Origin of the sequence: Terrabacter carboxydivorans (assembly GCF_039532035.1) — a bacterium.
Classification (GTDB): Bacteria; Actinomycetota; Actinomycetes; order Actinomycetales; family Dermatophilaceae; genus Terrabacter; species Terrabacter carboxydivorans.
Genome location: NZ_BAAARE010000016.1, coordinates 76,507 through 89,796 on the forward strand (window position 1 = coordinate 76,507; position 13,290 = coordinate 89,796).

Below are 13,290 nucleotides of genomic sequence, written 5' to 3' on the forward strand. Positions count from 1 at the left end.
TCAGCGGGAGGTGCGGCCGACGGGGGTGCGGTCGGACACGTCGGCGCGGAGGTTGACGGTCGCCGACGCGAGGAGCACACCGAGACCCAGGGCGAGCAGGATGACGACGTCGAGCGTGCGGGAGCGCACGTTGAGGCCACCGGCCTTGCGCGACGGGCGTGCCACGAGCCGGATCAGCGCCCCGATGAGGAAGGCCGCGGCGACGATGCGCCCGCCCCACCGCACGTCGACGAAGCCGATGACGAGCACGCCGGCGGCAGCGATGCCCGCGACGAGGTACCACCAGCTGAGGACGACGAAGCCGCTACCCCGCCACTGCATCGCGGCCGCTCAGGCGCCGGGCGTGGCCGGCGCGACCGAGGCCTCGGCTGCCTCGACGATGTTGGTGAGCAGCATGGCGCGCGTCATCGGGCCGACCCCGCCGGGGTTGGGGCTGACCCAGCCGGCCACCTCGGCGACGTCGAGCGCCACGTCGCCGGCGATCTTGCCGTCGACGCGGCTGACACCGACGTCGAGCACGGCAGCGCCGGGCTTGACCATGTCCTTGGTGACGATGCCGGGCACGCCGGCTGCCGCGATGACGATGTCGGCCTGGCGCACCTCTGCCGCGAGGTCCTTGGTGCCGGTGTGGCACAGCGTCACGGTGGCGTTCTCGCTCTTGCGCGTGAGGATGAGGCCGAGCGGACGGCCCACCGTCAGCCCACGGCCGATGACGACGACCTTGGCGCCGGCGATCGGGACCTCGTGGCGGCGGAGCAGCTCGATGCAGCCCATCGGCGTGCACGGCAGCGGCGCGTGCTTGCCGAGCGCGAGCCAGCCGAGGTTCATCGGGTGCAGCCCGTCGACGTCCTTGGACGGGTCGACGCGCGACAGCAGGGCCATCTCGTCGAGGCCGGTCGGCTGCTGCACGAGGAAGCCTGTGCACGCCGGGTCGGCGTTGAGCTCGTCGATCGCGGCCTCGACCTCGGCCTGCGTGGCCGTGGCCGGCAGGTCGCGGCGCAGGCTCGTGATGCCGAGCTCGGCGCAGTCCTTGTGCTTGGCGTTGACGTACCAGTGGCTGCCCGGGTCGTCCCCGACGAGGACGGTGCCGAGACCCGGCACGACCCCCTGCTCGCGCAGGCGGGCGACCCGCTGGGTCAGCTCCACCTTGATCGCCTTGAGGGTGGCCTTGCCGTCGAGGATCTGTGCCGTCACGGTGGACATCCTGCCACCCCGGCCCGGACCTCCGGGAACTCCGTCGCCGCACCGCCCCCGGCTGGTTCAATGGCTCGACGTTCGTCGACGCGAAGGAGCACGCGCCCATGACCCGCACACCGAGCCTCGCCCTCCAGGCGGCACGAGGCGACCGGACGGCACGGCGCGCGCTCGCGCAGCGGGCACTCGAGCCGGTCGGGCTGCGCGTCGAGCCGCTCTACCACTCCCTCGACGCGCACCGGTCGCGGCTCATCGCCCAGCTCGGGGTGGCCCGCATCGTCGACGTCGGCGCGAACGTCGGCCAGTACGCCACGCACGTGCGCTCCCTGGGCTACGCGGGTCAGATCGTCAGCTTCGAGCCCAACCCGGCCGCCTCCGACGAGCTGAAGCGTCGCGCCGCCGCGGACGACCGGTGGACCGTCGAGACCTGTGCCCTGGGCCCCGCCGCGGGCGACGCCAGGCTGCGGATCACCGTCGACGGGCTCAGCACCTCGCTCCTGCAGCCCGACGGCGGCGCCGACTACACCTTCATGGCCGAGGACACCGAGCAGCAGGTGGTCACCCCGGTCAGGACGCTCGACTCCTTCGCCCTCGCCGACGACGGAGTGCCCACGCTCGTCAAGCTCGACGTCCAGGGCTACGAGGGCGCCGTGCTCGACGGCGGCCCCGAGACGCTCGCCCGCGCGGTGGCCGTCGAGGCGGAGCTGAGCCTGATCCCGCTCTACACCGGCCAGATCCTCATCGAGGACATGCTGGCCCGGCTGCGCGCGAGCGGCTTCACCCCCGTGACCCTGACCCGCGGCTTCACCGACCCCGAGACCCACGAGATCGTCCAGATGGACGGGTTGTGGGTCCGGCGCTCCCCCGCGCAGGCCGGGACCGCCGGCTGACCCACGCCGCCGGGACCCTGACGGGGACCGAGGCGTCGCGGGCCGCCGGCAGGGCTCAGGTCACTTCAGGTCGCCGAGCGGGACCTTCGGGTCGGTGAGACGCTCGCGGTCCACGACCGTGCGGTCGCGCACCAGCCGCTGCACGTCGTCGATGGTGTCCCAGACGTTGACGTGCATGCCGGCCAGCACACGCACGCCGTCGCCCTCGGGCACGACCCAGAAGGCCATGAACTCGTTGCTCGACGGCTCGCCGCGCAGCAGCACCTCCGCGTCGCTCCCGCGAGGGACGTAGCCGGCGTACTCCAGCCCGATGTCGTACTGGTCCGAGAAGAAGAACGGGATCGGGTCGTAGGTGACGTCCTGGCCCGTCATCGAGCGGCCGGCCGCGAGACCACCGTCGTTGGCGTTGGCCCAGTGCTCGACCCGGACGTGGGTGTCGAGCGTGGTGCTGCGCCAGCTCGCCACGTCACCGGCGGCCCACACACCCTCGGCGGAGGTGCGCAGCGCCTCGTCGGTGGTGATGCCGTTGGCCGTGTCGATGCCGGCGCCCTCGGCGAGACCGGTGTTCGGGGTGATGCCGACGCCCACGACGACCGCGTCGGCCGGCAGGGTGTCGCCGGACTTGGTGACGACGCCGGTCACCGACGTCTCGCCCTCGATGCGCTCGACGCCCTCGCCGAACCGAAACTCGACGCCGTGGCCGCGGTGCAGCTCGGCGAACCAGCCGCCGACCTTTTCGCCCATGACCCCGAGCAGCGGGGCTGCCTGCGGCTCGATGACGGTGACGTCGCAACCGGCGTCGCGCGCCGCCGCCGCGACCTCGAGACCGATCCACCCGGCGCCGACGACGACGATGCGGGCGCCGCCCTTGAAGCGCGCCTTGAGCGCCTCGGACTCCTGCATCTCGCGGAGGTAGAGCACTCCGTCGAGGTCGGCGCCCGGCACGTCGAGGGCCCGCGCCGACGAACCGGTGGCGATGAGCAGCTTGTCGTAGGAGAGGGTCTGGCCGTCGGCCAAGGTCAGCGCGTGCTGCTCGGCGTCGAGGGACGTGGCCGGCGTGCCGAGGCGCAGGTCGACCTTCTGGTCGGAGTACCAGTCGCGGTCGTGGGTGAAGGCGGTCTCCACCTCGTCCTCTCCCTTGAGCACCGCCTTGGACAGCGGCGGCCGCTCGTAGGGCAGCCGGTCCTCCTCTGCGACGAGGACGATCGCGCCCTCCGTGTCGCTCTCGCGGATGCCCTCGACGGCCTTGGCCGCCGCCAGACCCCCGCCGACGATGACGTATGCCGTGCGCCCCTGCTGCCCGTCCGTGTCAGTGCTCATGTGCACACCTTCACACGCGAGCCCGTGCCCGTCGAGACCCGCCGCGCCCACTCACTCGAGTGGGTGCGGCGGGTTGCGACGGTGGTTCCCCGGAGGGTCAGGAGGTCCAGGCGCGCCAGAGGGCGGCATACTCCCCGTCGCGGACGACGAGCTCGTCGTGGCTCCCGAGCTCGGCGACCTGGCCGTCGATGACGACCGCGATGCGGTCGGCGTCGTGCGCCGTGTGCAGCCGGTGCGCGATCGCCACGACGGTGCGGCCCGTGAGCAGGGCGTTCATCGAGCCCTCGAGGTGACGGGCCGTGCGCGGGTCGATGAGGGAGGTCGCCTCGTCGAGGACGATCGTGTGCGGGTCGGCGAGGATGAGCCGGGCGAGCGCGATCTGCTGGGCGCGGCCCGGCGTCAGCACCTGGTGCCCCGAACCCAGCTTGGTGTCGAGCCCGTCGGGCAGGCGCTCGACCCAGTCGAGCGCGTCGACGGCCCGGAGCGCCTCGCGGACCTGCTCGTCCGAGGAACCCTCGCGTGCGAGCACGACGTTGTCGCGCACCGACCCGATGAATACGTGGTGCTCCTGCGTCACGAGGGCGACCTCGGTGCGCAGCGCGTCGAGGGGCAGGGACGTCAGCTCGACGCCGCCGACGGTCACCGACCCGGTGCGAGGACCGTGGATGCCCGAGAGCAGGCGGCCCAGGGTGGACTTGCCCGAGCCGCTCGGACCAACGATGGCGAGACGCTCGCCGGTGCTGAGGTCGACGTCGATCCCGTGCAGCACGTCGTGGCCTGCGCGGTAGGCATAGCGCAGGTCGGTGCCGACGAGCTCGGGCCCGGTCGGGCGGTCGTCGGCGGACTCGCGGTCGGGCGGGACGGTCGCGATGCCGAGCAGACGTGTCGTCGAGGCGATGCCGACCTGCACGCGGTCGACCGTGTGCACGAGCATGTCGAACGGGCCCCAGAGCGCCTCGGTGTAGAGGATCGCGGTGGTGATCTGTCCGAGCGTGGCCCAGCCCTCGGCATACCCGATGGCCCCGAGCAGGAGCACGAGCACGCGCGGGAGGCTGAAGGCGACGTCCATGACGACGAAGAGCAGGTTGCGCAGCGTCATCGTGTAGCGCTCGGCCTGCCCCGAGACCTCGATGTCCTCGTCGCCGCGGCGCAGCCGGTGCCCCGAAAGACCGAGCGCCTCGACGGTGCGCGCGCCCTCGACCGTCTCGGTGAGCGCGGTGTTGATGCGGGAGTAGGTGCCGCCCTCCGTGAGGTAGCCCTTAGGTGCCCGTGCGAGGTAGCGGCGGACCTGGAACAGCGCGAGCGACATGAGCACGATCGACGGGATCGACAGCAGCGCCGAGTTGCTCACCATGGCGACGAGCGTCAGGACGACCGTGATGCTGGCGACGATCGCCTCGGGAAGGGCCCAGCGCACGCTCTCGCTCATCGTGCCGACGTCACGGGTGACGCGCGTGACGAGGTCTCCGGAGCTCGCGCTCTCGACCCGGGACAGCGGCAGGCGCAGGATCGCCCGGACGATGTACTCGCGGGCCGTGGCGAGCACGCTCTGGCCCAGCACCGTCGACGAGAACTTAGCCGCGAGCGTGAAGGTGCTCTGGACGACGACGAGGCCGGCGACGAGGAGCGCCGCAGAGTTGGCGCCGGCGAGCGCAGCGTCGACGCGGCCCGCCTGGACGTCGGCGACGGTCGAGTCGACGAGCTCGCCGAGCAGGCGCGGGACGAGCAAGCCGGCGGTCGCGGCCAGCGCGTTGGCGACGATGACGGCGACAACGAGCATCCGCTCCTGCGACAGGAGGCCGCCGAGGAAGCGGACGACCCGACGGTTGTCGGCGATGGGCAGGCCGGTGCGGGCGTTCATCGTGTCGGCGACGAACTCCTGCGCCCGGCGCTCACGGAGCAGGTGACGACGGCGGAGGGCGGCGATGCGCTCGACGACCGACGCGGTCTCGGGCGGGTGCAGCTCCTCCGGCACCGCGGGGGCGGTCGTGGCGGCGTCCCACGTGCGCGCCGACTCGGCGGCCAGCTCCTCGGGCAGCGGCGAGACCCAGCCCGGGGAGGTCGACGGCGTGGGGTGGCCTGCTCCGGCGCCGGTCGTCTCGACCGTGCTGTCGGCGCGGCTCATGAGGACTCCTCCGAGGGGTGCGAGAGGGCGGACGGGTCGGCGTCGCCGCCGCGGACCACCACCGAGCGGTAGGCCGCCGAGTCCCTCAGCAGGTCGGCGTGGCGCCCGCGGGCGCTGGCCACCCCCGACTCGAGCAGGATGACCTCGTCCGCGTGGTGGAGCAGCAGCGGCGAGGCGGTCATGACGACCGTCGTGCGGCCGCTGCGGTGCTCGCCGAGGCGGGCGGCGATGCGGGCCTCGGTGTGGGCGTCGACGGCCGAGGTGGGCTCGACCAGGACGAGGATGTCGGAGTCGGCGGCCAGGGCGCGCATGAGCACGAGCCGCTGGCGCTGGCCACCGGAGAGTCCCCGACCGCGCTCCTCCAGCTCGCCCTGCCAGCCACCGGGCAGCGCGTCGAAGACGTCGTCGGCTGCCGCGGTGTGGAGGGCGCGCTCGGCCTGCTCGCGGGTCAGCCGGCCGAGCGGGTCGACGGCGGAGCGCAGCGTCCCGGCGAACACCTGCGGCGAGGTGTCACTGACGAGGATGTGACGACGCACGTCCTCGAGCTCGACCCGGGAGAGGTCGACCCCGCCGACGGTGACGCCCCACGGCTGCCGGGCACGCTCCTCGTCGCGGCGCGCCTGCTCCTCACGGGCCAGCGCGCGGGCGGAGCGCTCACGTCGCGCCGCCCGGCCCTTGAGGTCCTCGGGGATCTCGTCGCTGACGAGCGCCCCCTCCTCGCTGGGCAGGTAGCGGCCGAGCCGGTCGGCGAGCGCGGCCGAGTCGTCGGGCACGGCCGAGACGACCATGGTCAGGACGCCGGGGCGGATGCTCGCCCCGGACTCGGCGTCGACGATGACGGCGGCGGTGTCGAGCGTTGCCGGCTCGTCCGGGTGCACCCACGGCGGTCGCTGCGAGAAGACGGCGATCGCCTTGCGCGCAGAGACCACCGAGCGGGTCCACTTCTGGGCGAACTCCACGAAGGTGCGCATCGGCTGGATGAGGAAGAGGCCGTAGCCGAGGAAGCTGACGAGCTGCCCGACCGAGAGCCGGCCCTGGGCGACCTCGCGCGTGCCGAGCCACATCAGGGCCACGACGAACCCGCCGGAGAGCAGCACCCCGACCGACTCGACGGCGGCGAGCCACCGCCCCGCCGAGACGCCCGACTGGCGGACGCGCTGAGACTGCGCGGCGTAGTTGCCGCCGAACGTCTCCTCGCCGCCGATGCCTCGCAGGATGCGCAGGCCGCCCACGATGTCGGTCGCCATCGACGTCAGCTCCGAGTTGCGCGAGCGCTCGACGCCCTGCCAGCGCTGCATCGGCCGGAGCAGCGGCGTGCCGAGCAGGACGAGCAGCGGCGCCGACACGAGGACGAGCACCCCCATGCGCACCGAGGTGCTGAGCACGATCGCAGCCACGACGAGGTAGGCGGCCAGCTGCGAGAGCGCCCGCGTCGTGATCTCCATGAGCGCGCCGAACTGGTCGCCGTCGCTGCCCGAGACGGAGAGCACCTCGCCGGTCGGGGTGCGCCGGGTCAGGACGTGACCGAGCTGGAGCGCCTTGCGCGTGACGAGCTTGGTCGTGCCGTAGAGGGCGATGAGCCACTCGCGCACGATGACGGTGTGGAAGGCGATGCCGCTCGCCGCGCCGAACACCGTGACCGCCGCCAGGGCGAGCACCCAGCGCGTGGTCGCCGCCGAGTCGCCGGCGACGATGCCGGTGTCGATGGCGCGCCCGACCATCCAGGGCCCCACGGTCTGGGGCACCATCCAGATGAGCGCCACGAGCAGGCCGACCCAGAACAGGCCACCGTTCTGCCGCACCATCCACCAGAGGAAGGCCCGCGGCGAGCGGGTGTCGGGCGCGTCGGCGCCGCGGTCGGTGTAGGCCCGGGTCTCGGGCGGAAAGTCTCGCATGGCCTGTCCACCCTAGGTGGGTGCACCGACACGTCCCCACCCATTTTCCGGCGGTTCGCCCGGGGCGTACGGGCGCCCACGACGGGCCTCGAGACGCCTCCGACCTAGGCCGAGGCCACCGGTCCTCCGGTGCCGGTGCGCGTGCTCGGCGAGGCACCGATCGCGGCGAGGTTGCCGCGAGCGGGGTGCGCGCGCCCCATCGGCCCGTCGGCCATCGCGCGAAAGAGGTTGGTCGTCACCGTCCGGGCGAAGGTGGCGGCCCGCCCGTCGATGCGCGGCCTCGCGTGAGCACCGCGTAGTCCGGCCGTCCACGCCAGCGTCCCCACCGACAGGACCCCGGCGCCACCGGGAGCGGAGTAGTAGGTGAGGTCCGAGTGGGTGTCGGGCTTGCCGGCCTGGGGCACGGGCGAGTGCGCCACGACCTGCAGGTTGGTCGGGGTTCCGGCCACCGGGTAGGCGCGGTCGATCTCGGTGGCGACGAGGCCGGCATACGTGTCACCGCGGGCCGCGCCCGTGCCGGCGAGCAGGAAGAAGTCGGCGTCGTGGACGACGAGGTCGGCCTCGGCGGGGAACGCCTCGTAGAGCATGCCGGTCAGGGAGTTCTCGGGGTCGGGGTGCGGGGACTGCCGCCACTGCGCCGTGGTCTCGGCGCTGCCCTGCTGCGGGTCGGCCGTCGCGGACTTGTAGCAGGTGAGGAGCCGGCCGTCGCCGGAGAAGCGGGCGCGCCAGTAGACGGCGTTGGCGCCGAGGAAGCCGAGGTTCACCCCGGCGTCCCTCGCCGCCTCGACGTGCCGGCGCATGGGCAGCGTCCAGTACTCGTCGTGCCCGGGAGAGACCACGCCGCGGGCGCCGGCGAGCAGGTCCGGCTCGTGGTGCAGGTCCCACGAGGTGACGTAGGCGAGGTCGAGGTCGAGGCTCTCGGCCACGAGGACCACGCCCTGCTCGTAGGCGAGGACGAGCGGCGCGCCGTTGCGGTCGTAGGGGCGCTCGAACGACACGGCCGCGGCCCGCGTCGCGAAGCTCTGGTCAGGCCCCTTGTAGAGGGAGTGGCCGCCCCACTGGTTGTAGGCCTGGTGCGTGGCGACGGCCGAGACGAGCACGAGCCGGCCTGCCGTAGCGCGGGACCGGACGACCATCGGCACGTACCTCGCCCGGCCCCCCGCCTGCAGCCGCAGCAGGTAGCTGCCCTCGGGCCACCCCGTCGTCGGGACGCGGAGCGACTCGGGCCAGCTGCACCGCACCGTGTGCAGGGCGTCCGTGGTCGGGCTCGGCCGCTTGGTGGCGGCGACGGGGTCCGAGGCCCAGACCTCACGCGCCCCGGCACCGGCGTAGTGACCGAGCCGGTAGGCCCGGACCGTCACCGGGCCGAGGGCCGAGCTGAGGTGCAGCCCGAAGGAGTCGCCGGGCAGCACGCTCACCGTGTCGGTGTAGCCCGCCAGCTCGGTCTCCGAGGCGAGGTGTGCCTGGTCGATGCGCCACGCGGTCGTGCCGGGTCGGGCGTTCTCGGCGCGCACCCAGCCGGGGCCTCCGGAGATCGTCCCCGTCCGGGAGGGCGTCGTGCCCGCCGTGGTCGTCGCGTCGCCGGACGGCGAGGGGCTGGCCGTCCCCACTCCTGCAGTGGCGGACGGCGACGGGCTGCCGCTGGTGCAGGCTCCGAGCGCCAGGGCTCCCGCCCCGGCCAGGACCGTGCGCCGTGACGGCCCGTGGGGCCCCTGCGGCCCGCTCGTCTCCCCCATGACCCGAGAGCCTAGGAGGACTGTCTGAGCGAAAGCCGCAGGGACCGACGGGTCAGCGCGCCTGCCCGGAGCCGTTCTCGTCGGTCCGCGCGGCCAGTGCCGACAGAGCCTGGGTGAAGCACTCCGCCGGCGGCGTCACGAGCCCCGCGCCGACCTGGCCCGTGCCCGCGACGCGCCCCGCCATCCCGGTGTTGATCTGGGGCAGGATGCCGGTCCGCGCCACCGCCGTGACGTCGATGCCGGTCGGCGTCCCACGGAACTCGAGGATCGGGACCTGGTATGCCGTGTGCTCCCCCACCGTGATCTCGTACATCGTCTGCGTGGCCCGGAGCGCGAACGGCACGTCGCCGCCGACGAACTTCACGATCGCCGGTGCGGCCGCCATGGCGAAGCCGCCGATGCCGGCCGTCTCGGTGATCGCCGAGTCGCCGATGTCGGGGTTCGCGTCCTCGGGACCGTAGGAGCCGAGGAAGAGCCCCTCCGGCGTGTTGGCCGGCCCGGTGAACCAGGCGTCGCCCGTGCCCGACACGCGGATGCCGAAGTCGGTGCCGTTGCGAGCCATGGTCGTCACAACCGAGGAGCCCGGGATGCCATGGGCGGCAAGGGTGCTCAGCTTGCAGGCCGGCATTCCGAGGTTGAGGAAGAAGTGCTCGTTCGCGCCGGAGAAGCGCACCGCCTCGGCGATGTCGGTGGACGACGCGTCGGCCGTGATCATCGTCGGCAGCAGCTCGCGCAGCAGCATGAGCGAGCCGGCCCGGTTGCGGTTGTGGCCCTCGTCGCCCATCTGGAGCATCTGGGCGATGACCGCCTTGATGTCGATCGAGCCCTGCTGCTCGACCCGGGCGCGCACGGCCTGCTGGAGGATCGGCCCGAGCACGGTGTTCATCCACCGCAGCCGGTCGATGACCTCGGGACCGTAGGCGCCGTAGCGCAGCACCTTGCCGAGCCCCTCGTTGAGCGAGCACCACGACGTGTTGTCGTGGACCTCGTCGCGCAGCTCGTAGACCCACATCGAGGGGCTGATGACCCCGGCCATCGGACCGACGGCGTCGCGGTGGTGGCACGGCTCGAGGGTGATCCCGTCGCCCTTCTCGAGCTTCGCCTCGGCCTCCTCCGCCGTGTCGGCGAGACCCTCGAAGAGCATGGCGCCGATGAGCGCGCCCTTGAGCGGCCCTGAGGCACGGGAGAACTCGATGGGCGGGCCGGCGTGCAGGAAGGTGCCGCGCTCCAGACCGAGCGCCTCGTGGGCCGGGCGCACGTCGACGAGGTCGGCGCCGGCCGCCGTCATCCGACGCAGTGCCTCCGCGTTGGCGGCGTCGCGGCGGGAGTCGGCGAGCACCCGACCGAGGTCACCCGCAGTGCCTGCCATCGGGGGCTGCCACGCGGCCTCGGTGACCGAGACGGCCTGCGCGCGAAGGGCGTCCGAGAAGAGCGAGACCCCAGCCGCAGCGACTGAGACGTCGCGCGTGAGCAGCCCGTGGAGCGGCTCGCTGCCGGTGTCCGCGTGGCCCTGCCCGCTCGCGTGTGCCGTGTCGACCGTCGGGTGCGCAGGGGCGTTCACGTCGTGGCCGAGCAGGAGGAGTGCCTCGCGCGTGGCCGCGGCGTTGGACAGCCCGACGAGGGCGCCGGCCTGGACGAGCCGTGCGGCACTGGCCTCGAGGCCCTGGGGGTCGCCCTCCGAGCCGGTCAGTGACACGACGACGTCGAGGTGGCGACCGTCTGCGGCCGCAGTCGCGCGGGCCGCGCTGATCGCGTCGGCGAGCTCGGGGGCCGGGTCGGCGTGCGCGCCGTGGCCGAGCACGAGGTCGAGCAGCAGCACGCCACAGGTCGGGTCGGCGGCCTCCGCCGCGATGCGCTCGAGCCGCAGGGACGGGTCGATCATCGGGTGGGCGCGGCCCTGGGTCAGGGCGTCGTCACCGAAGTCGATGACGACGTGCCCGGGGTCACGCAGGTCGGCACCGAGAGCGAGCTCGGGCCGCAGCGGGATGTTGGACCTGATGTCACCGAGCACCTCGCGCGCGACGAGCATCGCCTCGTCGGCAAGCGTCCCGCCGCAGAAGAGGCCACGCAGCGAGCCGCCCTGCGCCGCAGGGTCCCCCGCGGTCGGGGCAGCCGCCGACGCCGCGGAGTCGGAGTCCGCGGGGCCCCACAAGCGCCACTGCTCGGGCACGTCGTGTCCGGTGCCTGCGAGGACGGACTCGACAGCAGCCGTGAGGTCGGGGCGACCCGCCCCGAGTGTCGCCCAGTGGACCGGCTTGCGCAGCGACGCGGCATACGACTCGAGGTCGGCAAGCACCTCCGGGGCCGGGGGCTTGGACACGACGACGACCGACGTCGTCTCCGGGTCGGCGGCGAGGGCGGCGAGCGCCTGCCTGGTCGAGCGGGCGGCGACGGCGGACGACAGGTCCCGGCCACCGACGCCGAGGCAGTGGCTGATGCCGACGCCGGCGGCGTCGAGCAGGCACATGACCTGCTGCGCACCCGTGCCCGACGCGGCGACGAGACCTACGGACCCCGGCCGGACGACGTTGGCGAAGCCGAGCGCCACACCGCCGACGACGGCGGTGCCGCAGTCCGGGCCCATGACGAGCACGTCCGCCGCGGCGGCGGCGTCCTTGAGCCGGACCTCGTCCTCGACCGGGACGTTGTCGGAGAAGACCATGACCGACACCCCGGCCCGCACGGCGTCGAGCGCCTCGGTCACAGCGTGCTCGCCGGGCACCGACACGAGCGCCAGGTCCGCGCCCGAGAGGCGGATCGCGCCGCCCAGGGTCCGGGCGGCAGGCGCCTCGCCCAGACCGCCGGAACCGCCGGCAGCAGAACGGTTCTGGCTGAGCGCCGCTTCCAGCGCCGCCTGTCCCGCCGCGATGCCGGCCTCGTCGCCACGGATCGCGACCACGAGGTCGTTGGGCGCCGACGGCGGCACCTCGAAGCCCATCCCGCGGATGACCTCGAGATTCAGCTCCGTCGCCATCGCCACCTGGGCGGCCTCGACGCCGGGGGCGGCGGCGACGGTGCGCGAGACCTGCATCAGGGTCACGGAGTCGAGGTAGGCACCGGTTCTCAGCTCGACGTGGTCAGCCACGGTGGGCTCCTTCGTGGGGTTGTGGTCGGGGTTGCGGTCGGGGTTGCGTTGGGGGGTTGCGGACGTGGTCGTCGTCGGGTCGCGGTCGCGCGGTCGACAGGTGGGCGTCAGCGGCACGCAGCGCGCCGCTGACGCCGGACAGCAGGTCGCGGCCGGAGGAGTGCCCGATGGCGAGCACCCGGTCCACGAGACGCAGGATCGTCCCGTCCGGCGGGTCGACCGGCCGGACCGAACCGGCCGAACCGCCCGGAAAGCCGGCTTCCGGCTCCTCGTGCCGGTTGGTCGACCCGGCCCCGGCGACGAGGGTGACGAGGCGCGCGACGTCCGGGACGGCATACCCCGTCCCGGCGGCGACGAGAAGGGCGGCCGACAGGCTCGTCGTCGACGGCAGCACGCCGCGCACGGCGGTGCGCACCGACGACAGGGCAGCGCGCGACTCGGCCAGGTCGACGGCGGCGAGGGTGAGCAGCACGCCGCAGAGCGCGTCGTCACCGCTGGGCGTCAGGCCGCGCCCAACGCCGACGAGGCCGCGGACGCCCTGGTCGACGGCGCGGCCCGCGAGCGCCGCGGCCGTCAGGTCGTGGGCCAGCTCGCCGAGGACCCCGGGCTCCGGGAGGGCGTCGTCACCGTGGGAGCCGCGCGGCGCCGGACGCACCCGCGCCGGTCGCTGCAGGCGAGCGGCGACGACGTCGGCCCGCGGGAGGTGCACCCGCCCCTCCCCCACGACGACGTGGTCACCTGCCTCGACGCCCCAGCGGACGTCGGTCGACGGCCGGGCGAGACGGATCCCGATGGGCAGCGCGACGGCGTCGGAGGCGAGCACCGCGAGCACCCGCTCGTGCGCGCCGAGCTCGAGGTAGAGGCACGTCGGGAAGGCCGCGAGCACCCGGCGGCGGCGGGGCTCACCCGCCACCTCGGCGGCGACGAGCGGCGACACGGCGCCGGGCAGCAGCGTCACGTCGAGACCCTCGCCCATCCGCACCTCCGCCGGCTCGGCACGCCCACCCGCCCGCAGACGCGGACCGTTGCGGTGACGCTATCGACG

9 protein-coding genes are annotated in these 13,290 nt (G+C 73.8%); 1 reads left to right on the forward strand and 8 read right to left on the reverse strand.

Annotation, left to right across the window (positions count from 1 at the left end; translation table 11 throughout):
- Together ABD297_RS17240 and ABD297_RS17245 are read right to left on the reverse strand one after the other, a co-directional pair.
- Entirely contained in the window at nt 1-321 is a 321-nt protein-coding gene (locus ABD297_RS17240; RefSeq protein ID WP_330476563.1) for a DUF3017 domain-containing protein, read from the reverse strand.
- A 9-nt stretch (nt 322-330) separates the two neighbouring features.
- Nucleotides 331-1,194, reverse strand: a complete 864-nt coding sequence (locus ABD297_RS17245; RefSeq protein WP_344256288.1) for a bifunctional methylenetetrahydrofolate dehydrogenase/methenyltetrahydrofolate cyclohydrolase — start codon at nt 1,192-1,194, stop codon at nt 331-333.
- Nucleotides 1,195-1,301: 107 nt separating this feature from the next.
- On the opposite strand from ABD297_RS17245, the gene ABD297_RS17250 reads away from it, so the two are divergent.
- Nucleotides 1,302-2,084, forward strand: coding sequence for an FkbM family methyltransferase (locus ABD297_RS17250; RefSeq protein WP_344256289.1), 783 nt, complete (start codon nt 1,302-1,304; stop codon nt 2,082-2,084).
- A 60-nt stretch (nt 2,085-2,144) separates the two neighbouring features.
- Here ABD297_RS17250 and ABD297_RS17255 read toward each other — a convergent pair whose 3' ends face one another.
- The 6 genes from ABD297_RS17255 to ABD297_RS17280 form a co-directional block, all read right to left on the reverse strand.
- Nucleotides 2,145-3,404, reverse strand: a complete 1,260-nt coding sequence (locus ABD297_RS17255) for an NAD(P)/FAD-dependent oxidoreductase (RefSeq protein WP_344256290.1) — start codon at nt 3,402-3,404, stop codon at nt 2,145-2,147.
- A 97-nt stretch (nt 3,405-3,501) separates the two neighbouring features.
- On the reverse strand, nt 3,502-5,529 hold the full coding sequence (locus tag ABD297_RS17260; RefSeq protein WP_344256291.1) for an ABC transporter ATP-binding protein: 2,028 nt from the start codon (nt 5,527-5,529) through the stop codon (nt 3,502-3,504).
- Nucleotides 5,526-7,424 carry an ABC transporter transmembrane domain-containing protein gene (locus ABD297_RS17265; protein ID WP_344256292.1) on the reverse strand — a complete coding sequence of 633 codons (1,899 nt, stop codon included), beginning with the start codon at nt 7,422-7,424 and terminating at the stop codon, nt 5,526-5,528. The genes ABD297_RS17260 and ABD297_RS17265 overlap by 4 nt, the downstream gene beginning before the upstream one ends.
- A 104-nt stretch (nt 7,425-7,528) precedes the next feature.
- The gene (locus tag ABD297_RS17270) at nt 7,529-9,160 is read right to left on the reverse strand and encodes a N,N-dimethylformamidase beta subunit family domain-containing protein (RefSeq protein WP_344256293.1); all 1,632 of its coding nucleotides are present in this window, start codon (nt 9,158-9,160) and stop codon (nt 7,529-7,531) included.
- Between the two features lie 52 nt (nt 9,161-9,212).
- Entirely contained in the window at nt 9,213-12,245 is a 3,033-nt protein-coding gene (locus ABD297_RS17275; protein ID WP_344256295.1) for a bifunctional FdrA/YlbE family protein, read from the reverse strand.
- Nucleotides 12,238-13,221, reverse strand: coding sequence for an oxamate carbamoyltransferase subunit AllH family protein (locus tag ABD297_RS17280; protein WP_344256296.1), 984 nt, complete (start codon nt 13,219-13,221; stop codon nt 12,238-12,240). Before ABD297_RS17280 ends, ABD297_RS17275 begins: the two co-directional genes overlap by 8 nt.
- Between the last annotated feature and the right edge of the window lie 69 nt (nt 13,222-13,290).

What these genes read in the sequence shown, in the direction of transcription:
- ABD297_RS17240 (WP_330476563.1), bottom strand. Translation starts at nt 321, where the DNA reads ATGCAGTGGCGGGGTAGCGGCTTCGTCGTCCTCAGCTGGTGGTACCTC.
- ABD297_RS17250 (WP_344256289.1), top strand. Translation starts at nt 1,302, where the DNA reads ATGACCCGCACACCGAGCCTCGCCCTCCAGGCGGCACGAGGCGACCGG.
- ABD297_RS17255 (WP_344256290.1), bottom strand. Translation starts at nt 3,404, where the DNA reads ATGAGCACTGACACGGACGGGCAGCAGGGGCGCACGGCATACGTCATC.
- ABD297_RS17260 (WP_344256291.1), bottom strand. Translation starts at nt 5,529, where the DNA reads ATGAGCCGCGCCGACAGCACGGTCGAGACGACCGGCGCCGGAGCAGGC.
- ABD297_RS17265 (WP_344256292.1), bottom strand. Translation starts at nt 7,424, where the DNA reads ATGCGAGACTTTCCGCCCGAGACCCGGGCCTACACCGACCGCGGCGCC.
- ABD297_RS17270 (WP_344256293.1), bottom strand. Translation starts at nt 9,160, where the DNA reads ATGGGGGAGACGAGCGGGCCGCAGGGGCCCCACGGGCCGTCACGGCGC.
- ABD297_RS17280 (WP_344256296.1), bottom strand. Translation starts at nt 13,221, where the DNA reads ATGGGCGAGGGTCTCGACGTGACGCTGCTGCCCGGCGCCGTGTCGCCG.